At 44.0% G+C, this 24317-nt stretch carries 16 protein-coding genes; 9 read left to right on the plus strand and 7 right to left on the minus strand.

Going from position 1 to position 24317, the window contains the following annotated elements; genetic code table 11:
• Positions 1–127 precede the first annotated feature (127 nt).
• Together HQR03_RS09595 and ylqF are read left to right on the plus strand one after the other, a co-directional pair.
• Positions 128–3244, plus strand: a complete 3117-nt coding sequence (locus HQR03_RS09595; protein ID WP_173240021.1) for a DUF2339 domain-containing protein — start codon at positions 128–130, stop codon at positions 3242–3244.
• A gap of 124 nt (positions 3245–3368) precedes the next feature.
• On the plus strand, positions 3369–4325 hold the full coding sequence (ylqF, locus tag HQR03_RS09600; protein WP_173240022.1) for a ribosome biogenesis GTPase YlqF: 957 nt from the start codon (positions 3369–3371) through the stop codon (positions 4323–4325).
• A gap of 21 nt (positions 4326–4346) precedes the next feature.
• On the opposite strand, the gene HQR03_RS09605 is transcribed toward ylqF, so the two are convergent.
• Complete coding sequence (locus HQR03_RS09605) at positions 4347–4742, minus strand: hypothetical protein (RefSeq protein WP_173240023.1); 396 nt, start codon at positions 4740–4742, stop codon at positions 4347–4349.
• Positions 4743–4748: 6 nt separating this feature from the next.
• Complete coding sequence (locus HQR03_RS09610) at positions 4749–5873, minus strand: hypothetical protein (RefSeq protein ID WP_173240024.1); 1125 nt, start codon at positions 5871–5873, stop codon at positions 4749–4751.
• A gap of 191 nt (positions 5874–6064) precedes the next feature.
• Here HQR03_RS09610 and mutY point away from each other — a divergent pair, with 191 nt between their 5' ends.
• Positions 6065–7300 (plus strand): A/G-specific adenine glycosylase, encoded by a 1236-nt coding sequence (gene mutY / locus HQR03_RS09615; protein ID WP_173240025.1) that lies wholly within the window; start codon positions 6065–6067, stop codon positions 7298–7300.
• Positions 7301–7385: 85 nt separating this feature from the next.
• Here mutY and HQR03_RS09620 read toward each other — a convergent pair whose 3' ends face one another.
• Entirely contained in the window at positions 7386–8288 is a 903-nt protein-coding gene (locus HQR03_RS09620; RefSeq protein ID WP_025651536.1) for an acyl-CoA thioesterase, read from the minus strand.
• A 390-nt stretch (positions 8289–8678) separates the two neighbouring features.
• Positions 8679–11567 carry an RNA polymerase-associated protein RapA gene (gene rapA, locus HQR03_RS09625; RefSeq protein ID WP_173240026.1) on the minus strand — a complete coding sequence of 963 codons (2889 nt, stop codon included), beginning with the start codon at positions 11565–11567 and terminating at the stop codon, positions 8679–8681.
• Between the two features lie 1011 nt (positions 11568–12578).
• Between rapA and HQR03_RS09630 the strand changes: the two genes are divergently transcribed.
• The 3 genes from HQR03_RS09630 to HQR03_RS09640 all read left to right on the plus strand — a co-directional run bounded on the left by HQR03_RS09630 (position 12579) and on the right by HQR03_RS09640 (position 17182).
• Positions 12579–14891 carry a sensor histidine kinase gene (locus HQR03_RS09630; protein ID WP_173240027.1) on the plus strand — a complete coding sequence of 771 codons (2313 nt, stop codon included), beginning with the start codon at positions 12579–12581 and terminating at the stop codon, positions 14889–14891.
• A gap of 83 nt (positions 14892–14974) precedes the next feature.
• Positions 14975–15931 carry a response regulator gene (locus tag HQR03_RS09635; protein WP_025651532.1) on the plus strand — a complete coding sequence of 319 codons (957 nt, stop codon included), beginning with the start codon at positions 14975–14977 and terminating at the stop codon, positions 15929–15931.
• 309 nt (positions 15932–16240) lie between these two features.
• Positions 16241–17182 (plus strand): D-2-hydroxyacid dehydrogenase, encoded by a 942-nt coding sequence (locus tag HQR03_RS09640; protein ID WP_173240028.1) that lies wholly within the window; start codon positions 16241–16243, stop codon positions 17180–17182.
• Between the two features lie 60 nt (positions 17183–17242).
• On the opposite strand, the gene HQR03_RS09645 is transcribed toward HQR03_RS09640, so the two are convergent.
• Together HQR03_RS09645 and HQR03_RS09650 are read right to left on the minus strand one after the other, a co-directional pair.
• Entirely contained in the window at positions 17243–18826 is a 1584-nt protein-coding gene (locus tag HQR03_RS09645) for a flavin-containing monooxygenase (RefSeq protein WP_173240029.1), read from the minus strand.
• 355 nt (positions 18827–19181) lie between these two features.
• Entirely contained in the window at positions 19182–19895 is a 714-nt protein-coding gene (locus HQR03_RS09650; RefSeq protein WP_173240030.1) for an RluA family pseudouridine synthase, read from the minus strand.
• Between the two features lie 479 nt (positions 19896–20374).
• Between HQR03_RS09650 and trxA the strand changes: the two genes are divergently transcribed.
• The 3 genes from trxA (at position 20375) to HQR03_RS09665 (ending at position 23030) form a co-directional block, all read left to right on the plus strand.
• Complete coding sequence (gene trxA, locus HQR03_RS09655) at positions 20375–20701, plus strand: thioredoxin (RefSeq protein ID WP_057761928.1); 327 nt, start codon at positions 20375–20377, stop codon at positions 20699–20701.
• 525 nt (positions 20702–21226) lie between these two features.
• Positions 21227–22495, plus strand: a complete 1269-nt coding sequence (gene rho / locus HQR03_RS09660) for a transcription termination factor Rho (RefSeq protein WP_055125334.1) — start codon at positions 21227–21229, stop codon at positions 22493–22495.
• Between the two features lie 298 nt (positions 22496–22793).
• Positions 22794–23030 (plus strand): glycine zipper 2TM domain-containing protein, encoded by a 237-nt coding sequence (locus HQR03_RS09665; RefSeq protein WP_025651525.1) that lies wholly within the window; start codon positions 22794–22796, stop codon positions 23028–23030.
• Between the two features lie 128 nt (positions 23031–23158).
• On the opposite strand, the gene ypfJ is transcribed toward HQR03_RS09665, so the two are convergent.
• Positions 23159–24043 carry a KPN_02809 family neutral zinc metallopeptidase gene (gene ypfJ, locus HQR03_RS09670; protein ID WP_173240031.1) on the minus strand — a complete coding sequence of 295 codons (885 nt, stop codon included), beginning with the start codon at positions 24041–24043 and terminating at the stop codon, positions 23159–23161.
• Between the last annotated feature and the right edge of the window lie 274 nt (positions 24044–24317).

Raw genomic sequence — 24317 nt, forward strand, 5'->3', positions numbered from 1 at the left:
AATATAATAAGGCTAGCCTAATAATATCAGGCTAGCCTTTTTGTTTAAGTGAATGCGTTACTTGTGTTTGTTCTTAAATCGAGTCATTATCTTCTCATTTAATATTGAGTAACGGTGCGCCAAGATCATGTCTGATATCAGTTGGTTTGTACTATTTATCTGCCTAGCGGTTATTGTTGTTCTTTATAATAAATTAAGAACCCGCCTTGATCTGCTACAAAAAGATATCACGCAACTGAAAAATGAGTTGCAGATACAAAAGCAAAGGTTTCGCTCCCCTATATTCGATAAAGACAACGATGTTGGGGCTAGCGCTAAACTTGATACCCCTCTTGATACTTATAATAATGTTGAAGCACCGACAGCCTTACTCGACAGTGATATTAGCCAATTTACTACTGAAGAGTTATTTGAGGAAGTGGCTTCACTGTCTAAAACTGAAGCTACCGGTAGTACGGTATACAAGGACGATGACGCGTACGCTAATCTCTCAAAAAATCTATCACCGATAGAGCCTGATGAACGCTCTCTACCTATCGTCACCTCATTGATTCATTCAATCAAAAACTGGTTTTTTGGTGGCAATTTGGTCGTGCGCGTTGGCGTATTAGTATTACTAGTAGGTGTGGTGCTACTGCTACGCTTGCTGAGCGAGTATATAGAGATTTCGATTACTGCAAAGCTCATGACTATCGGTATTGCAGGACTGGGATTGGCAGCACTAGGGTTAAAGCTAACGGCAAAACGTTTCTCGTATGGGATTACTTTACAAGGTGCAGGCTTAGCGATTGCTTATTTGAGCACCTTTTTTGCCTATAGTGTCTATCAAATTATCCCAAGTTTACCGAGCTTTATTGGACTCGGGTTGTTATCCGCCATTACTATTGCTCTAGCCGTACGTCAAAACGCTTTTCCTTTAGCGTTGTTGGCATTATCGGGTGCTTTCTTTGCGCCTATTTTGACTGGTAACGATACCGCCAGTTTGGTGACGTTATTCAGCTATTATTTACTTTTGAACGTGACGATTGCGATTATCGCCCATTACCGCCCTTGGAAAATACTCAACCTATTCGGGGTGGTCGTGACATTTGGGCTGGCCTATTACTGGGGCATGAGCGAAAATTTAAATGCTGTGGTTACATCACAGCGTTGGCTTTTAGTGTTGCTGGTCGCCTTACATTTACTGCTTTATCTGTTTGTCGTCATTCGCTACGCACAGCAAATCATCGCCTATAACATTCTTAATGAAAAAAGTTCCTCTCATACAGATAATGCAAACAACGCAGATAACACGGGCAAAGTTGATTCAAAAAATAACGGCTATGTATTTCCCATTGATACGGGCTTACTGTTTTCAGTACCGATATTGGCATTTGGCTTATTTGCTGCCTTATTAGATGACATCCCTAACGCTTTAACCATTACTAGCGCAGTTTTAGCAGTCATTTATTTAGGACTTGGCTGGTTGTTTGTCCAGCACAGTCAGCGTTATGCTTTAATTACCGAGGGCATGTTGGCATTAGGGTTTGGCTTTTTGGCGTTGGTCATTCCGCTGGCATTCGATGCTGAATGGATTGCTTTTGGCTGGTCGGTACAAGGATTGGCATTGGTGTGGTTCGGACGGCGCTCACTACGCGCTTGGTCAGTATTATTTGGTTTATTATTGCAGCTAATTAGTATCGGCATGCTGATACTAAATGTGGTCTTTGCTATTCAAGACTACCCAATATTGGCCTTAACCATTTCGGCTATCGCTTATCTAAGCACTGTATTTATTTTGCGCGCTAGCAACTCGCCAGCTAATTTAAACACTATCTTGGATAGCGAATTAAAGAATAACTCAAATAGCAACCTAGCGTACTCTCAAGAGCAAACCATCACATCAGATGCAGTAGCGGCCTACGCCAATGCACTGGGCATCAGCACCCAAGCCGCGCAGCAGTGGCTAACCTCAATCAATAGCCAAAGCAAAATCTTTAACCTTGTTTGGCGCAGTCCTCTATTAATACGATTTTTAACTTTTACTGCTATGGCTTGGCTACTACAAGTATTATTGCTTGATTTTAATCACTGGCTTACCAGTTGGCGATTGGCAACGACGACTTTGATTGCAATCGCAGCACTCATCAGCTTGGGCACTTATTGGACCATCAATCGTTATCGCTTGTGGGCAGAGATCAGACAGCTGAGTCATGGCTTACTAGTAGTATTTTATATAATGCTCATCCTGCAGCTACCGCAAAAATTCGAATTCCATTTAGCATGGCAGACAACAAATTGGTTGTTATTTACTGGCCTAATCATTGGTGGGTTGGTCATCGGACAGTTGTGGTTAAAGACGTGGTACGAGCATTCAGAATTGTCACGCTACGATGGCGCGAGCTGGTTAGGCGCTGGCATTTTAGTCATCGCTGCCGCAGCTCACTATGGACTCGCAGATTCAGCTGGGGTGATGGCTATCTTGATTCCAGCTGTTTTGATATTAGCAGGATTATGGTTCAGCTATCGTGATTCCGGTTATCGTCAGCAAAACACGCAAACGCATGAAGTGTCAAATCAAGGTTTTCTGTACTGGTTTGATTGGAAACAAGCGCTATTCCAATGCGCTGCTATATTCGCATCTATCGCCTTATTTTGGGTCGTCATTACCAACTGGTCTTATGACGGTGTGATCTGGGGACTGTCTTATTTTCCGCTACTGAACCTATATGATATTAGCTCTATTCTGGCGCTATTCGTTGGCTTTGGTGTTTATTACCTAAATCAGCAGCATAACCAAAAGCTAAGTATAGCGAATGCTGATATCACTATTAACGATAGTAGCAACAGGATTTTTACCGCTGACAATCTACTGGTCATATTAGGTTCTATCAGCTTTTGGCTGATCTCGAGCATGCTCATCAGAACCTTACATGCCACTATTGGCACGCCGCTATGGGACAGTATTCAGGGCGGCGCGTGGAGTAGCGAGCAAGTGCAGACAGGACTAACCATTCTATGGACGCTCTTGGCTTTAGTCGCCACCATCATCGCCAGTCGCTACTGGCAGCGTGCACTTTGGTTTATGGGCATTGGACTGTTGGGCGTTGTCGTGCTAAAACTGGTAATTGTCGATTTATCACAGACCGAGGCAATTTGGCGAGTGATTTCCTTCCTTGGCGCAGGCAGTTTAATATTATTAATTGGTTATTTGGCACCGTTGCCGCCTGCCCGCGAGGAAAGCGTCAATCAGGCACAAGAGTAGCCGCACATCTGGTTGGGCGAAATTGTGGCGTGAGCACTGTGGTTCTGTAGTAAACTGAACGCCATAAAAAGTAAATGACGATCGTCTTACTTTGAGCATTTTTTATAAAAGGTTATGAAAGCAGATGGATAAGAGAGTAAGTATTCAGTGGTTCCCTGGGCATATGAACAAGGCCCGCAATGAAATCAAAGAAATCATGCCGCAGATGGATGTCGTCATTGAAGTGATTGACGCGCGTATTCCTTATAGCAGTGAAAATCCCATGGTCGCAGCATTACGCGGCGAAAAACCCGTGATCAAAATCCTGAACAAAGCCGACCTTGCTGACCCTGAATTGACCCAAGCATGGATGGACTATCTTGAGCAGCAAAGCGGTGTCAAAGCCATTGCTTGTGATACCGAGAAAGCCAATGATGTAAAGCGTATCATCGCCATCTGTAAACAACTTGTACCCAATAAAGTTGGCACAGGTCGTCAAATCAAAGCCATGATTATGGGCATTCCAAACGTTGGTAAATCCACCTTGATTAATACCTTGGCTGGACGCGCGGTTGCTAGAACAGGTGATGAGCCAGCGGTCACCAAGTCGCAGCAGTTGATTAAGCTGGACGATGACATCATGCTCTATGATACCCCTGGGATGCTATGGCCAAAAGTCGAAAACGAACACTCTGGCTATCGCCTGGCAGCGACGGGCGGCATTCGTGATACGGCGTTTGATTTTGCTGATGTTGCCAGTTATACCGCTGAGTATTTATTAACTGCCTATCCTGAGCTGCTAAAAACTCGCTATAAAATTGAAGAGTTACCTAAGACCGATTGGGAGTTTTTTGAAGTGGCGGGACGTAATCGCGGCTGTGTACGTTCGGGTAATAAAGTCGATACTTACCGTATGTCTGAGATTCTGATTAATGAGCTGCGTAGTGGTAAGCTTGGGCGTATTACGCTTGAGACGCCAGCTATGACTGAGGCTGAAGAAGTCGTCGTCGCAGAACAGCGCATCGCTGCTGAAGAGAAGAAAAAGGCGAAAGAGGAAGAAAAGCGCTTGCGTCGTTTGAAAACACGGAAGAATAGGAAGTAGGTTTAATAAACGTAAGACCAATCATGTAGAAGTGAAAATTTTCCCGTCAGGCAAAGAAACCAACCCTAGCAAATAATAAAACACCAACCCATGTTTCTTTGCCAATGGTGCAATTACTCTAGCAGCTTCTTGCATATTACTATCTGGCAGCGGCAGAGAGACAGCAAAGGTATTCTGTAGCTGCACATGAGCGACCGTTGCTCCAAATGCTAATGATAGCTCGAATGATAAATCACCTTCATGGGCAAATTGCTGTAGCTCAGTGGCGAATTTTAATATGTTTTCACTATGAGCGCTGACCTCTACCTCTAGCAGCTGCGGTAGTAATACACCTGCACTATCGTAAGAGATAGGCAGATACTCATCGCCATCACCCAAACTCGCATCCCAAACATAAAACAAAGCATATTCAGTCATAATCAGCTACTCTAATGGCTCTACGGTAGATAAAATCTCTAAAAGCCTATCCCAACGCTCATTCATTCTATTCTTAGCATACTCGTTTGGTGAGTTATCTATCAGATCACGATACTGTATAACCAAATTATCGAAGTCCTCTCGACCTGCAAGTTTGGCTAAAATAAGGTGTTTATCCACACACTCACCATAGCTGTGCCCTCTTGCAATCCTGTTGTGCAGTAACAAAAAAAGTTGATTATAGCTGGCTATTTTATCTACTTCATCCAGTTTACTGGCAAACTCAGTATTGATAAACTCAGGAATCTGTTTTTGCTTATCTGCAAAGTTTCTATCGCATACAGTAATGTAATGTAGCTTTAAATAAGGAAACTGCTGTCTAAGCTCAGTTGGCGGCGATACTTTGTCATAAATCTCTTCAAACGCTGATGATACAAAATACGCATGAATTTTTAATCTAAAATAGCCGTTCTTACCTTCCGCTCCTCCGGTTAGACGCACATGACCATAAGGCATGGCTTTAGTACAACCATCGACTTTAAGAGAGTCATTAACGTTAGCGCTTGATATTTGGCTGGTTTGATAACCATAGCGTTCTAAGCAATCATGCATGAATGGGTGCAGTATTTTTTCAAAATCTTCTCTATCTCTGGGAACGTCTGCCTCTGGCTTATAGATGTCGGCAGACTGTTTTGCAAGCGCCCGCTTTTCTTTTAGCAGTGTCATCCCTCGTGCGATGTTAGGCGGATAGATCGTACCATCTGGATAGGCGACCATACCCCGCGTGTCATAAAACACTAGCCCTAATTCTTCACATAAAGGGGCGATAACATCTAGCGCTTCACCGTGCAGTGCTTCAGGTGTGGGTATGGCGACGCAAGCGGTCTTAGGATGTGTTTTCATCTCTAAATTTGTATTTACGTAGGCTTCATAAAAGACTTCTGAATAATCCGAGGTTCTGGCTTCGTCCACGAGACGATCTGCCAGCTCAATGATATTTGGGCTGATAGTATCCACTGGCTGCTGGCGCAAAGCTTCAAAGTCGTGCGTTGCTTGTTCCCATGAGCTGTCTTTACTTGGTATACAAGTAACTTGCTGGATATCCCAGACAAAAAAGGTTTGTGCTGACAAGATACTATCTCCTAAACTATTAATGGAAACACTGGTTCTACTTATTATCAAACCGAAAGTGCAAAACACATAATAACTAACTAATACTCTTCTTTAAAAATAACAAACCATTGCATAGCGAGTCAGCCCACCCCATAAATTAGTTAACCTTTTATGGTCTAATATTTTTTATTAATTGACAAGGATTATTCTTGCCTACTTTATTCTCTCAACCTGAGTCATCTCTAAACTCCTTCGCCCCACGTCTACTTGATTGGTTTGCTGAAAATGGTCGCCACGATTTACCTTGGCAACAGCATCAAACCGATACGCCAAATCCTTATATTGTTTGGCTATCAGAAGTCATGTTGCAACAGACGCAAGTGACCACTGTACTACCCTACTTCGCGCGTTTTATGACATCGTTTCCGACAGTGCAAGATTTAGCAGCAGCGGACTGGGATACTGTGGCAGAGCATTGGGCAGGGCTTGGTTACTATGCGCGCGCACGTAATTTGCATAAAGGTGCTAAGCAGTTGGTTGAGGTAATCGATAAAACGGGCGATTTTCCGCAAACCTTAGCCGGTTGGGAAGCGATCTCTGGCGTTGGCCCGTCGACTGCTGGCGCGATTATGGCGATGGGGCTACATCGTTATGGCGTCATCTGTGATGGTAACGTTAAACGAGTAATCACAAGGTGGGCGGCAATCGATGGCGATATCACTAAGTCAGCGACGACCAAAGAGCTGTGGGCATTGGCGGAACGTTTAACGCCTGTCGATGACTCAGGATTATTTGCGCAAGCCATGATGGATATGGGCGCAACCTTATGTACTCGTAGCAAGCCTGCTTGTCTGTTATGTCCGCTACAAGATGATTGTATTGCCCATGCGCAAGGTCGCGAAACCGATTATCCAGTAAAAGCGAAAAAACAGCCCAAACCCAGTAAGTTTAGCAATGCGTTATTGATAGAAGATATTGATGGCAAAATACTGTGGTTACAGCGCCCCGATAACGGTATTTGGGGCGGACTGTGGAGTTTACCTTTGCAGTTTGTTGAAAAAATTGACGGTAAAGTAAGTGGCAAAACGACTGCTAAAAAATCAGAAGCCAGTGAGGATAAACCATTAAAAGTTGCTAGCAATGAAAAAGTATATGAAACAGAATTTACCACTGCTGAACAAATTATTAACGAGTGGTTAGATGAGCATAAACTGACAGCAAAAGCAGTCAGTAAAACTTTATTAGACGATGCCCCTATTAAGCATTCGCTGACCCATTTTCATTGGTATTTGACACCACAATCAGTCACTTTAAACGCTAAGCAAACTGCCGAAATGACCAAAGCCTTACAAGCGGCAGAGATTAATATTCATTGGTTAAATGCTAATGCTGCGCAAGCAACGCTTGGATTACCACGAGCGATGGTTAAGATTTTAGAACAATAAGTGAATTCACTTAAATAAAATTCATAAAAAAAGCGACTCACAATGAATCATGAGTCGCTTTTTTTATTTAAGAAATACTAGAAGATTAAGACTTCGGCACACGCAAACGCATCAAGCCTTCTTGTTGTACCGTTGCTACCAATCGACCATCTTGCCAAAACTGCCCATGGTTTAAGCCCTTGGCATTAGACGTGGTATCACTCCACATGTCATACAATAGCCAATTATTCAAATCAAAATTGCGATGAAAATGCATCGAATGATCGATACTGGCCGCTTGTAAGCCGCTGGTCATAAAGCTAACGCCGTGTGACATCAGCCCTGTACCAACCAGATAAAAATCAGAAGAGAATGCCAACAGTGCTTGCTGAATAGCAATAGGCTGCTTGCCAAGCTCACGAATGCGCAACCAGTTCGCCTGTTTAGGCTTCATCGGCTCTGGATGAATCGGGTCACGCGGTTTGACCGGCTTAATCTCAACATGACGACGGCGCATAAAACGGGCTTTTAGCGCGTCTGGGACTTTTCCGACATACTCTTCTTTTAAATCCTGCTCGGCGAGCAAATCTTCAGGCGGCGGATAGACTGGCATATCTTCTTGATACTCCAAGCCCTCTTCCATCGGCGAAAACGAGGCAATCATCGAAAATATCACTTGCTCGATCGGCGCTTTGCCACGTACTTCTTTATATTGAATCGCCGTTACTTCGCGCGCAGACAGACTGCGACCGTCACGTAGGCGACGCACTTGATAAATCACCGGCTGATTGATGTCACCACCACGCAAAAAATAGCCATGCAGTGAGTGACAAGGCTTTTCTTGATCGAGTGTATGAGCCGCTGCCATGATCGCTTGCGCCAGCACTTGCCCACCAAAAATACGACTGCCAACATAGTCATGGCTCTTACCCTCAAAGACATCGGGGGTAACTTCAATAAGCGCTACAGTAGCCAGCAGCTCATCAATCAGTTGCGAATAATCGGACATGACGATATGTTTCCTTATTTTTATCAAAAACGCTAAGCATCTAAAAACGAGCCTCTAAAAACACGCACTCAACGATATCGATATGATATCGCGAAAGATCCTTTGCGGTTGAATGTAAAATAATTTGAAATCACTTGTTAGAAAGACACAAGGGAGATTCTAGAACAAAAAATACAGTTGTAGTAGCACGATGACTAAACATTCATTATTCGGCAAGAAGGCCAACATCTTACCCAAAATTGCGGGCTTTGGCTAGATAATAGCCACTTACTAGCCAGTCTCTGTCTCATGTATTGGGATAACAGATAAGATAGGCGAAATCCATTGTCATGAATCAATCATAAAAAAACGAGACGATTAAGCACCTCGTTTTTTTATCAGAATTTTAACTTATGGTTTTACTGCCACTAGCACGCGGATAGAGTCTGGCACTAGCGATAAATTACTTAAGGCTTGCTCGCCTTGGGCTTTTAGTTGCTCAAGACGTTCAATCTCTGCAGGACGGACGTTAGGATTGATAGTTTGCAGGTGCTTTAGGCGTTTGATTTCACGTGACCACTGCTGGCTAAAGCGGGCACTCGCTTGCTCACCAATCTCTGCAAGCTGCTGACGGGCAATGTCTTCTGCTTCATAATAACGCTGCTCAATCACATCGCCGCGCACTTTAATCACTTGGCGCGCACGGTTTTTATCCAAACGCTCAATATGCGGCATAATCATATCGGCGCTGATACGCGCGGATAAATCACTGCCCTGCTCACTGATAAACACACGGATATTTTGTGTGGTTAAAGTCGCTGGCAAATTGAGCAATCTTGGCGCAATGGCTTCAACGCGAAAATTCACTTCGAGCAACACCATGCCTTGTGGTACGGCAGCACTTTTTAACATCGCCACCGTAGTATTACCAAAGGTACTGGTACTTGCTAGCTCATAAATCGCGCGCATCAATGGATGCTCATGAGTGATAAATTCGATATCTTCACGCTGTAGCGCTTGCTCACGGTCAAAGGTCAAGGTCATGCCGTCTTCATCGCCAAGTGGCAAGCCATCGATATAATCACTAATCTCAGTGCTATCAATAGGGGCAATCACCCACGAGCCATCGCGTTGGATATTATGGTCAATATTGGCAGAAGCAAAGAAACGCTCGATAAACTGTGGCAATAGATTATGCCCATCAAAATCACGCATGGCATCAGCGATACGACCAGCCACACGGGGACGGCACGAGTTGTATTCTAATAGGCGATCACGACCCGCTTGTAGCTGTGCTTCCAGCCCCAACCGCGTTTGTAGCGCTTCTTCGATAATATCTTGCAAGGTCGTACGATTAGCATCGGTATCCGCGCCTTCAAGCATCGGCTTTAGGTCTTGAATATACTGCTCTTGCACGCTCTGTGCGGTCGGTGAAATCTGATTAAACATATTGAGCGCATCGTGATACCACTGATACAGTCGCTCTTGCGCCGTCCCTTGTACGTAAGGCACATGCAGCATAATCTGTTGGGTTTGTCCGATACGATCTAGGCGACCGATACGCTGCTCCAAGGTATCTGGATTGGCGGGTAAATCCCATAGTATCAGCTGGCTGGCAAACTGGAAATTACGACCTTCTGAGCCAATCTCCGAGCACAATAATATCTGTGCACCTTCACTGTCTGCGAAGAATGCGGCTGCTTGGTCACGCTCAAGCAATGTCATCTGCTCAGTAAAGATAGCCGTCTTAATGCCTGCATGCAGACGTAATACCGCCTCCAAGCTTTCAACGGTCGCGCCACTACGGGCAATCAATAGCACTTTTTTATGCTTAAGCTCACCGCGCAAAATATCAATCAACCAAGGCACACGTGGGTCGTCTTCTAGCCAGCCGCCGTCAGGTTGGTTTTCTTCGCCCCATAGCTGCTCGCGCAATTTACCATTGGTTTGATAGCTGTCTATCCACGCCTCAGGCAATGCCAGTGGATACGGCTGACTGCTACGACCATAAAACCCTTTGACACTCTCACGAGTATTACGGAATAAAATACGACCCGTACCGTGACGATCTAGTAGCTCGTTAAGGGCATGTGTGCGCAGTTTTTCGTCATCATTAATCGTTGCCAACTCATCAAGGCTGATGTCTAGCAAGCTGCTTAACGCGGCAATTTGACTGTCGCTCAAAGGCTTGTCTTCGATTAACACAGCAGCGACGGCAGCCGTTTCAGCAAAGGCTTCTTGACCATCGATAAACTCATCCAAATCATCAAAGCGATCTGGATCGAGCAAACGCAATCGAGCAAAGTGACTTTGCGCGCCAAGCTGCTCAGGCGTTGCCGTTAATAGCATCACCCCTGGCGTCTCTTCGGCAAAGTCAGCAATCAAGTCATATTTATCATTGCCGCCTTGTGCCTCATCCCAATGCAGATGATGCGCCTCATCGACCACCAATAAATCAAAACCAGCTTCCATCGCTTGGTCATATAAGTCAGGATGATCGAGCAATAGATCCATACCCGCAATGATACATTGCTCGGTGGCGAAGACGTTTTGTTCAGGATCGTGTTCTTTAATAGCTGCCGTACGTACCAAATCAAATAAAGCAAAGTTTAAGTTAAAGCGACGACGCAGCTCAATCATCCACTGATATTGCAAACTGTCTGGTACGAGGATAAGCACACGCTCAGCTTTACCCGTTAACAGCTGTTGATGAATAATCAAACCCGCTTCGATGGTTTTACCCAGACCCACTTCGTCAGCGAGCAGCACACGCGGGGCGATACGCTTGCCAACTTCGTGAGCGATATAAAGCTGATGTTCAATAATATCGACGCGCGCGCCCATCAAACCTTTGAGTGGATGACCGGCCAGCGCCGACTGCATACGCAGGATATCTTGGCGCAGCTCATACCAATCGCCGCGCTCAATACGACCAGCAAGTAGACGCTCAAGCGGCTTAGCCAAGGTAATATTGGCAGCAAGGCGGGTTTCCATAATGCCGCGCTCATGCTCATCGACACCATATTTGAGTACACCCATGACCTCATCAATGGCATTGACCATGTAGCATTTGCCATCTTGGTCATAAATGCTGTCGCCGACCTTGAACACCACGCGTGATAATGGCGCAGAATTTTTGGCGTAGACGCGCGTCTCTTCACTTTGCGGGAATAAAATATGCACACAGCGGTCATCAACATCGATGACCACACCCAAGCCAAGCTCAGACTCCGTATCAGATAAATAACGTTGACCAACGGCGAATTCAGTACTGTGCAATGAAGCAATAGAGATAGTCATAAGGCGATGTCTTTTGTACTCAGATAATAGGAAAAAATAGATAGCTCACAATGAGAGTCGCTAGGGTTGTCACTAGCGCGATATCATTCATCAGATATCACTCATCAATAGTCTGATAGGTCACCGGCCATACCGGCAGCATCAGTTTATTAGCTAGGTCGCAAGATAAAGCCGACCATTATATAACGTTAGCGGCTAGATGAGTGCGTTTAGTTGAGTTTTCAAGAGCAGATTCGTGCAAGATTACCGCAATGCCAAGCATAAGTTGGTCATATAAAACAAGAAGATAACGACTCGCAAGTAAAGAAAAAATATTGTCATTATAAAATTGCTTCTGTATTGTTAACAAATGCAATAGAACATTTCTTTTTTCTTACCTGAACTGTCCAAACGCTCCTCTAAATATACCCTTTAGACACTCATTATTCGTCATTAACTGCTTTACGGTGTTCTTAAGCACAGCGTGGCTTTTTATAGTCTTCAAAATTATAGTCTTCAAAATTATAGTCTTTAAAATTATAGTCTTTAAAATTATAGTCTTTAAAGTTATGGCAATTAAATTTAATCAGTCGATTAAGTTATACCGCCATAACTTTTATACTTTTAGGTGTTTTGCCGTTATACATAGACCATTTTAATCAAAATTACACATAACCACCTGATTGATTGCGATCATTAGGGTCTGTTGAACATTCAAATGTTAGGACTGCTGATTGCTAAAATCGTCCCAAACCTTTTATCAAATCAGGCGTAAACCGACGATAATGTCGAGACCTTAGCTAGGTTTACAACAACGTTTGGGGTGATTTTAGCATCAGCCTTTTAGGGCAGGGCTATTTTTTGCCAATACATAGCGAAATTGTCTAACCTAGAACGACTAGTCGTCAAAAATTTCACTGCGTATTGTCTAAAAAATAGACGCTGCCAGTACCACATTTGAATGTTCATCAGACCCTAAATTGTATTGGCAGTTTTTTTTGTGGTCACCATTATCCAAGGACCATCACCACCATGAGTGCCTCCAAAAAAGTTGGCTTTTTTAATCAAGTCAGTACCCAAGTGACTACTATTCTATTTATTGCTTTTGCAATCGTACTCGCCGTCGTCGTTTATGTTGTTGGTAAAGAAGGCTATGAGAAAATCCGCCTTGAATCTGCAAAACTGGTGGCTGAACGTGGTAATACGGCAGTCAATAGTATCTCTGCTGATATCAATCGGGTGATGCGTAGTGCGTTGCTGCTGCAACAAAGCGCACAAACCTTGCCAACAGAAGAGGCGATTTTACAAGCCAGTACCGCCAATGCCTTTGATAAGCGTGATTATAGTTTGTTAGGCAGTGGTGGTATTTGGCCTGATAACGGTGCGCTTGGGGCAAATACTGCCACTCACCCGTTCCTGATGGTACGTCAAAACGGCGATTATCAAGCGGTGTTGAGCGACCCAAATCCAGCCAATCCTTATTATCAGGAAGATTGGTTTAGCGTCTTAAAGCTGCTCAAACCCGAGAGCTGTATCTGGAACCATGTACGCGCGAGCCAAACCAAAGGCGAGCTGGCGATGAGCTGCGGTGTGGCAATCAAGCGTGACAATCAGTTTTGGGGTGCCAGTACGGTCAACTTTACCCTAAACCAGCTACAAGAAAACATCGTTCAGTTAAGTGAAAGCTCAGGTTCAGGTTACATTCTACTCTTGGATAACAGTGACAAGGTTATCGCTTCTTCTAACCCTGAACGCTTGAGCTATATTGATGAAAAGACAGGCACGCCACTTGATATTAAGCAAGTTATCAACTCAGACCCTGCTTGGCAACCGGTGCTTGATTTCTTAGATGTCCAACGTAACGAGACTATTGAGCAAGTTGCTGCTAGCGTATCGCCGCAAGTACAGCAAGTATTGAATACGATTGATAAAGCAGAAACGGGTGATTCCAAAGGTTATTATTTGGTCAATTATGCCGCTTATCTCAATAATAGCGAAAACAAGCAAAACGCTATGGATAGTCGCTTATTGCAGAGCTTTGAGCTGACTAAAGACAACTTCTACAACGGCAGTCAAGCGTACGTGTTTGAGATTCCTGAGACCTATTGGAAGCTTATCGTTGTCCAGCCTGATGCTGAAATTAACGCTATCGCCGATAATCTCAGTGAAAACTTGATTAACTGGATTGCCTTGGCGCTATTAATCACAGCGGGTGTGATTTACTTTATGCTGACATTCTTGGCATTCAAACCGTTGAAAGAAACCACCGATAAAATCTCTAAAGCGGAAAACCTGATTAACAATAAGCAATATAATAAGCTAAGCGAGGTTAAATTCGCTGAAGGTCGCAACGAGATTGGACTGGTAAACGGCTCTATTAATGACCTATTAGGCCGTATCCAATCTAACGAAGGTAAGCTTGCCAATATCAATCAGCAGCTAGAGATTAAAGTTGAAGAACGTACCGCTGAGCTACAAGATACGTTAAAAGAGCTGAAAAACTCTCAGCTGCAATTGATTCGTTCAGAAAAAATGGCGACGTTAGGTCAAATGGTTGCGGGTGTTGCTCATGAAGTAAATACGCCATTATCTTATGTGCAAAACAACCTTGAAATTATCGGTCAGTTGACTGAGCAATACGAAGAGCTGATTGAACTGGTACAAGGGTTAAAAGCCGTTAAAACGGATGCCGCTGCTGATGGCAAAATTGATACGCTATTGGCAGATATCGTCCGTGCTTCCGATGAAATCCAAGAAGATGACTTGTCGTCTGAGCTAAAAGAGCTGATTAAAGATTCACTCTTTGGCGTTGAGCAAATCACTGAAATGGTGTTAAACCTACGTAATTTTGCCCGCCTTGATGAGTCAAAAGTGAAAACCATCGATGTACGCGAGTGTATCGAAGCGTCATTGAAAATCGCTGGCAACTCTATCAGACATCAAGAAATTGTCACAGACTTTGCCCCAACGCCTGAGATTAAATGCTCGCCGTCACAGATTAACCAAGTCTTGGTCAACCTATTGAATAACGCTGCGCAAGCTATGGGAGAAAAACCTGATGGCAAAATCGAAGTGCGGACGCGCTCTGATGACAGCAATGTCTATATCGATGTCAGCGACAACGGCAAAGGTATGAGCACAGAGATTCTCAATCAAATCTTTGAGCCGTTCTTTACCACTAAGGGCGCAGGCGAAGGTACTGGACTTGGTATGGCCATCAGTCAGCAGATTATGGAGCAGCATAATGGCGACATTCAAGCGGTCTCGACCGAAGGCGTTGGCACCACCTTTACCTTAACGCTACCGATTGATAATGACTTAACGGAACAAAGCCTAGCAGCGTAAACGCTAGGTTCTGTCTTATTATAATTGATATTTTAATGATTATATAAAGCTATAGCACTATTATTCATCATAAGGATACCATCATGAATGAATTTGAAATGGAAACCCCTAGCACGGAGTTAGGGTCTGAACCAAAGCCAAAACTGGCATTTATTGACGACGAACAACGCATTTTACGTTCGATGAAACTGCTGTTTCGTAAAACGCATGACGTTTTTATCACCACTGACCCGACTGAATATATCGACTATATCAAAAACAACCACGTACACGTGGCGGTCAGTGACCAGCGTATGCCTGAGCGCGTTGGTGTCGATATCTTGCGCGAAGTCAAAGAAGTATCGCCGTCTACCATGCGTATCTTATTGACCGGTTATGCTGATTTGAACGCGATTATCGGCTCTATTAACGATGGAGAGATTTATCGTTATTTGACCAAACCTTGTAAATCTGAAGAGCTGCTTGCCGTCGTCGGTCGCGCCACCGAAATCGCTTTGACCTATAATCCAGACGAAGACGCTGAACAATTCGACAGCTCAGGCAACAAACAAACGCTATTGGTCATCGATGAAACCAACGATCTGATTGAGCAAATACGTAAGCAGTTTTCGAACAGCTATAGAGTCCTGCATGCTAAAGGCTTAGAAGAAGCTTATGATTATTTGGCGAATGAAGATATCGGTGTTTGTATTACCGACATCAATGTCAGCGGCGAGAACATCGCGCCGATTATCTTTACCTTGAAACAAGATGCGCCGCACTTGGTGGTTTTAGTACAAACTGAATTCCAAGATGCAGGTTTGCTCATTGATTTGATTAATAAAGGTCAGGTCTATCGCTGCTTACCAAAACCAATGCGCGCTAGCCTCCTTGAGATTAGCGTCAACCGTGCGTTCCAGCATCATACAAAACTGAAAGCCAGTCCTGAATTGGTTAAGCGCTATGAAGTCGAGCACGACCCTGAAAACGACGTGCGTATTGATTTAAGCAGTCGCGTACGTAGTCTAATAGGTAAATTGCGTAAGCGTTTCTCTTTATAAGCGTAAAAGCGACGTAAGCACAAAAACGACTGTCTCAAAAAATAAAACCTCTATTTCAATGAAATAGAGGTTTTTTGCTGGACGCTTTTTGACGGGGTTTTTTGACTAAAGACTGCAACGTGCTATAGTCAAAATATCCTAAAAGCGCTGCGGTATTGCTGATATCAATTTTTCGTAGACTCTGTCTGCGCAGGTACAGCAAGCAAGAAAAATGGATATCAGCGGTGCGTGATGTTTCGATATTACTTTTCACTGACCATACATTAAGCCGATGACCATCTATACGACAATAATAAATAAGGAATAACCATGCAAGCCGTTTTTTTAGATAAAGGTACGTTTTCTGATGGCGTCGACTTGCCAGCACCGACAGGCATCAGTGATTATGTGACTTATGATGATACGCCAAAAGACAATGACGTTATTTTGGCGCGCTGCAAAGACGCTGATATTATCATCACCAATAAAGTCCAAATTGATGCAGAAGTAATAAGTAAACTCCCCAACCTGAAGCTTATCCAATTGACTGCCACGGGGATGAATAACGTCGATCAAGAGGCTTGTAATAAGCATAATGTCGCACTGTACAATGTCGCGGGTTACGCAGTCAAAAGCGTTCCTGAACATACCTTTATGCTCATGCTGACTGCTATGCGCGCCAGCATTCACTATCATCAAAAAGTGGTCGATGGTACCTGGCAAAATAACGGTAACTTCTGCCTACTGGATATCCCGTTGATAGATTTGGAAGACAAAACACTAGGGATTATTGGCGTTGGTACCATCGGTAAGCGCGTCACCGAGATTGCCCGTGCCTTTGGTATGAGCGTATTGTGGGCAGAACATCAAGACCGTACGCCGCGTAATGAGGATTATACGGCGTTTGAAGAGGTACTGGCGCAGTCTGATGTGCTGAGCTTACATTGTCCATTAAACGAGCAAACCCAGCACCTTATTAATGCAGATACTCTGGCAAAAATGGCTAAGCAACCACTTATCGTCAACGTTGCTCGTGGCGGCGTTGTCGATAGCCAAGCGCTGACTGATGCCATTAATAACGAGCAAATCATCGGTTATGCCAGCGACGTGTTTGAGCAAGAGCCTATCACTGACGAGGATCCGCTACTCAGCATCAGTGATCATCCGCGCGTCATCTTTAGCCCGCATAACGCTTGGGGCAGCAAAAGCGCGCAAGAGACCCTATGGGAAATGCTAAGTAAACAAGTTGCTGATTTTATCAATAAGCACTAAATGGCAACCAATAAAAGATCGTGAACAAAGAACTGCCGTTAAGAATGGGCGCTAACGCACTTAACGGCTAAAACGTAACCAGTCGTCTTTTATTTTACGGTACTTGAGCATGATGCAGTCGCTGACATAGTTGTTGGTCACGTGCCAAGGATAACGATCACCTTGCTTGGGCAGCTCATCTTGCGCCCGCTGCACATAGCCCGCCGATAGTGCACCCATCACCGTATCAGGCTGAACCTGCACTTTTTCGTGCTTGGTCTCAGCTTTTGGCACAGCGACCTGATAGCGATGGCTCTGCATATGCTCAAGTAGCCGTACGACATACTGACAGCCCAAGTCGATCTTTAGCGTCCACGAGGCGTTAATATAACCGAACAACACGGCCATATTCGGCACACCCTCAACTAAGACTGCTTTATACGTCATGCGTGCGCCCACATCGACAGGCTGACCATCGATATATAAGGCTGCACCGCCGAGCATTTGCAACTTCAATCCGGTTGCGGTGACAATAATGTCAGCATCGAGATGTTTGCCTGACTCAAGCATGATACCCGTTTTGGTGAAGTGGCTGATTTGATCAGTGACTACCGCGGCTCGTTTGCTATGCAAGGCATTAAATAAATCGCCATCTGGCACCGCACATAGTCGCTCATCCCACGGATTGTAAGCCGGTACAAAATGATCAATCTTCACACCACTACCCTTTAACTCTTTTTTTACGCCATGGGTCAATAGCGCTTTTAACACTTTCGGTGCGTGGGTGGCAACCTGATAAACGCCTTGCTGTCTTAAGACGTTACGCGTCCGCAGCAGCGTATAAGCTTGCTGTTTTGATAAAGGCGAAAATTTAGCAGAGAGCCAATCAAGCGCATAATCATCACCGGGTACGCTTGCCACATAAGTCGGCGACCGTTGCAGCATCGTGACATGGCGCACGCATTGACCGTCGTCTTTATTGACCATTGCAGGCAACAAGGTCATTGCTGTGGCGCCGCTACCGATAATGACCACTTTTTTATCATCATAATCGACATTCTGCCAAAGCTGCGGATGAACGATACGACCTTGGAAGTCTTCTTCGTTTTCAAAATAAGGTTGATAGCCTTGTGCGTAGTCGTAATAGCCCGTGGCACCGACGACGAAATTAGCGCTCAAGGTAGACACCTCGCCGCTCGCATGATTTTTAATCATGGCTGACCACCGTTGATCGCGACTTGACCACGACAATTGCAGGACTTCATGCTGATAGCGAATATGTTCCGACACGCCAAATTCGCATGCCGTATCAGCGATATAGCGCTTAATATCCTCACCCGCTGCCAGCATGCGATGATCCAACCACGGTCTAAAGCTATAGCCAAAGGTCAAAGCGTCAGAATCTGAGCGAATACCAGGATAAGTGAATAAATCCCACGTGCCGCCTAAATCTGAGCGTTTTTCTAACACGATAAATGGCGGCGTTTTTGGGTCCATACGTGGTTGCTTCTTTGGCTTGCGTTGTTGTAAATGGCAGGCCATGCCGATGCCAGCAATCCCTGCACCAATGATGAGAACATCACAATCTACTGGCGGCGTTGCTGGTGATTTTTTGCGTTTAAAGCGCTGGCTAATGGCTTGTTTGGTTGCAGTCATATCAAGCATAATACGTTCCTTGTTTTTACATGACGGGTTTTAATTTGCATGATGACTTTTACATTATTAATTTAGGGTCTGTTGAACATTCAAATGTGGCACTGGCAGTGGCTATTTTTTAGACAATACGCAGTGAAATTTTTGATGCCTAGTCATTCTAGGTTAGACAATTTCGCCATGTATTGGCAAAAAATAGTCCTGCCCCTGCTTCTGTACTTGGGGCTGATGCTAAAATCACTCCAAACGTTGTTGTAAACCTAGCTAAGGTCTCGACATTATCATCGGTTTACGCCTAGTTTAGTGTGATTTTTGCGATCAGCAGTCCTAGCATTTGAATGCTCAATAGATCCTAATAACAGAGCTTTTAAAAAGGGCTGGGGCTTTCCCAATCCATCCACGCGCCAAGCGTAGGATGTTTGAGGCGCAATTGCTGCGCATGCAGATTGAGTCGCGGTGCAATCGTTAGGGCCTCCCCTTCAGCATAAATAGGATCGCCAATCATGACGTGACCGACGTGTACCATATGGACACGTAACTGATGGCTACGACCAGTGACCGGCTTTAGCATCACGCGCGTGACCGGCTGACCATTGCAATCCTCATGTGCTAGCACTTCATACAAGGTGAGCGCGTGCTTTGACCAGTCGTGGTCGACGATATGGCGCGGTTTGGTGCTTGGCTCATAGCGTACTGGCACTGAGATTTTACCCGTTGCCCCCACGCTTTCCCACGCGCCAAAAACCCGTGCTTGATACTTCTTTTGTGGTAACCGTTCAATAAATTGCTTACTGATATTGGTTTGTGCCTCGGCATTTTTTGCAAAAATGAGCAGCCCTGAGGTATCCATATCCAATCGATGAATCAATTTAACCGCCGGATTGGCACGCTCAAGCCGCGCGAGCAGACTCACCTTTAGGGTTTTACCATCGACACTCAATAGTCCTGCTGGCTTATCGACCACCCAGATGTCATCATCTTCATAGACGGTAACGGCTTGCGCAAATTCTTGAAAAAATTCAAGCGGATAGTCCTTTTCTTGGGCGTTAAGGGTCAGGATTTTGTCGTCAGTAAAAGGCATAAAAAAAGCTACTTATATTATTGGACTTAAATTATATTATTGGATTTAAAGTTGGGGACTAGCGTGTATCAAAAAGCCAAGCTGACAATAGCATCTGAATTGAATTATCTACACTGAAGTATACAAACTGAATACTGACACTAAGTCTTTTAGCTAACGTTGAAACTGAAACTGAGCATAAAAACAATCTTAGCGCACAAAGCCAAGGTCAGGTGTGAGTGCAAAACTAAAATGACAACAGAGGATGCAAGTGACAGATAGAACATAACCTGTTTAGTTATGTTTCGATTTATTGTGCTAATAGTAATTGTTAAGCAATTTAACCAGCTGGCGTCTGCCAATCGTTGCCAAACATGTTAATATAATGGCACATTTTCACCCCTTCTAAACAATTCTTTGACCACCAACTGATTTATTATTAAACCGATATATAGGTCGATGAGTGGTGATAGAAGTAATAAAACAAGAGAGATAAAATTATGTCAGACCTTATTGTACATACTACCGACACAGACTTTGATCAAGACGTTCTACAATCAGACGTACCTGTACTAGTAGACTTCTGGGCTCCATGGTGTGGTCCTTGTAAAGCCATCGCCCCTATTTTAGAAGATCTAGCGACTGAGTACCAAGGTAAAGTTAAAATCGTCAAAGTAGACGTAGACAACAACCCACAAGCGGCTAGCCGTTTTGGTATTCGTAACATCCCAACGCTATTTGTATTCAAAGATGGCGAAAAAGTTGATTCAGTAATGGGCCTACAGCCAAAAGCTGAATTGGCTAAAGTACTAGACAAGCATTTATAAGTTAAATTTTCTCGCTTCAGACTATCTTGAGCGGGTAAAATAGAATAACTGAGAAAGCCATTATCTGACTAAGATAGTGGCTTTTTTGCTTGTTTTTTGTGCAAAAAACTCGATAATGTGACTTTTTTGGCAAAATTTATTGACAACGCTATTGTGAAGACCGTATAGTCTGCTGACAAGAGAAAACCAACTGTTTTCCTAAGTATCTTGTCGCTATTCTCCTCGTGTTTATCAACAAAAACACAATCGTCATTATAAACACCATTGCTGAACAAAATGACTAAACGCAATTACTGATATTGAGTTTTTGACGCAGACTCTTATGTAGCCTTTTTTATCCTTATTTCTTATTACCTTGCATCCAATGATGACAATGCGTACATAAGCAGACATATAAAACCAAAACTACATAAACTACAGCGCTGTGCACACACCCATATCATCATATTACCGTTATTTTAATCACTGTCGTGATTTGTGCTGCTAATGGCATCTCTCATCTGATCAATTGCTAATGACCTATCTATGAATCTTACTGAATTAAAGAAAAAATCAATCGCTGAGCTATTGGCTATCGCCAAAGAAATGGGTCTTGATAATATGGCGCGTAGCCGTAAACAGGACATTATCTTTGCTATTCTAAAAACCCATGCGCGTAACGGTGAAGCCATTTATGGTGACGGCGTACTTGAGGTTCTTCCTGATGGTTTTGGATTTTTGCGCTCATCAGAAGGCTCATATTTAGCCGGTCCTGATGATATTTATGTTAGCCCTAGCCAAATTCGCCGTTTCAGTCTAAAAACTGGTGACAGTATCGCTGGTACGATTCGTCCACCAAAAGATTCTGAGCGTTATTTTGCATTATTAAAAGTTGGCGAAATCAACTTTGATACGCCAGATCGCTCACGTCATAAGCTTATCTTTGAAAACCTGACGCCCCTATTCCCAACTGAGCATTTAAAACTTGAGCTTGGTAACGGAACCACTGAAGATTTGACTGGCCGTATCATCGATCTAATCGCTCCGATTGGTAAAGGTCAGCGCTCTATCATCGTCGCACCGCCAAAAGCGGGTAAAACGATGTTGCTACAGACCATCGCGCAATCAATTACTCGTAATAATCCTGAATGCTATCTAATCGTATTATTAATTGATGAGCGTCCAGAAGAAGTCACCGAGATGGTACGTACGGTACGCGGTGAAGTGGTCGCCTCTACCTTTGATGAGCCGCCACAGCGTCACGTACAAGTCGCTGAAATGGTCATCGAAAAGGCCAAACGTTTGGTTGAACACAAGCAAGACGTGGTGATTTTACTTGACTCCATCACCCGTCTTGCTCGCGCCTATAACACCGTTATCCCGTCATCAGGCAAAGTATTGACCGGTGGTCTAGACGCCAACGCCCTTGAGCGTCCGAAGCGTTTCTTCGGTGCAGCGCGTAACGTTGAAGAAGGCGGCAGCTTGACCATTATTGCCAGTGCACTTATCGATACCGGTAGTAAAATGGACAGCGTTATCTTTGAAGAATTCAAAGGAACCGGTAACCAAGAGATTACCCTTGAGCGCGACTTGGCCGAAAAGCGTGTCTTCCCTGCGATTAATATCAAAAAATCGGGCACACGCCGCGAAGAGCGCCTGCTGGATGAAGATAAATTGCGTAAGGTTTGGATTTTACGCAAACTGCTGCAGCCGATGGATGGCGTCCAAGCTACTGAGTTCTTGCTAGATCGTCTAAAAGAAGCTAAGACTAATGACGAATTCTTTGAGCAAATGAAGCGTAAATCTCAAAACTAATCGTCTTATCGTTGCTATTATATAAAAAGACCGCTTACTTATAAGCGGTCTTTTTTCTGACTCACATAAATAATAAAGATGAAAACAGTTAGCGTATTATCGAATCAAATACAATAACCCTCAGCAAAAGCACTACCATCGATACAGTGAGGCAACATCTTTTACACTCTATTTGCAAAGATTAGCGTTTTTACCACGACTAGAAAGGTATTAAACGACTACTATGAAAAGTAGTAAAACGTATTCAAAAATATCGTGTATATTGTATTTTTAATTTAAAAACTTAACAGGTGACATTATGAAATTTGCTAAAACATTTGCAATGACAGCTATTACTAGCTCAGCACTAATTATGACTGGTTGTAACTCAGGTCCATACGGCAATGCAAGCAACACTGTAAAAGGTGCGACTGCTGGCGCTGCTGCTGGTGCCCTTATCAGAAGCAAAGGCGATAGCAAAGATATCGCACGTGGCGCACTAGCTGGTGCAGCACTTGGTGGTGCTGGTGGTTACATCTATGACCAAACCAAATAATTGGTTATAAATATCGAAGCTATCAAGCGATAGCGGTAAGAATAAAAAGCCTGCAAATCATTGCAGGCTTTTTTGTGTCTAATAGATCATTGATGACTTTAAGAATATTCTTACAACGCGCTACTATCTCACAATGCGCCACTAAAGGTATCACAGGTCTGCACACTGCCACTCTCTAGACCACGAGTGAACCATTGAACGCGCTGTTGACTGGTACCATGAGTAAAGTTATCAGGAACTACCGCTCCACCGCTAGCACGTGCCAGACGATCATCACCGATTTGGCTGGCAGCATTGATGGCTTCATCTATATCGCCTGCTTCTAAGAACTGGACACGCGCTTGGTTACGCTGCGCCCATACCCCTGCGAAGCAATCAGCTTGTAGTTCTTGTAATACGGAGAGCTTATTGGCTTCTGCACGCGTAACTTGACGACTGGCTTCACTGACCTGCTGAGTAATACCCAATAGTGTCTGTACATGGTGGCCGACTTCATGTGAAATCACATAGGCTTGGGCAAAGTCACCTGCCTTACCTTCATTATCTTGACCACCAGAGTCTTGCTGATCACCTGCGATGCCTAGATTTTGACGCATCTCTACGAAAAAAGACGTATCTAAATAAACCGTCTGGTCACCTGGACAATAAAAAGGTCCTGTCGCTGCCGTAGCACTGCCACAGGCTGAACTGACTTGTCCATTAAAAAGAATTAACGACGGTTCCTGATAAGTACTACCGCCCTCATTAAATATTTGATGCCACACTTCTTCTGTATCAGCGAGCACGACTTTCACAAACTGTGTATCTCGGTCATCACTGGTCGCCGGCTCAGTCGAGGTATTACTACCACCAGCCACTACTTGACCCGTCTGTAAGGCTGTCATGGGGTTGACCCCAAACACTAACCACAAAATACCCGCGATAATAATACCGCCAATACCACCACCGATCATCTTGCCACCGCCGCTACTCGTACGTACGTTGGAGCTGCCTCGTCTGCCTTGCCATTTCATAATCTTACTCCAGAAACATACGATACATCCTGCTATTCGTATGGATAGTTATTCATGTTATATAATTTTTGAATCGCTTTTGCTACAACCATGCTTGTTAGTTATCTAAAGCTTGGTCCTATTTGTATCATTTCTTTTTGCAATACTTACCTATCCTTAACAATATTTACCTAGCCTTAATAAGACATTAATTTTATGCCTGTACTATTTAAGGTAATCCGTCTAAGCGTATATATTTAAAAGAAAATATTAAACAATAATGGACGTTTATTGG

Origin of the sequence: Psychrobacter okhotskensis (assembly GCF_013248965.1) — a bacterium.
Lineage (GTDB): Bacteria > Pseudomonadota > Gammaproteobacteria > Pseudomonadales > Moraxellaceae > Psychrobacter > Psychrobacter okhotskensis.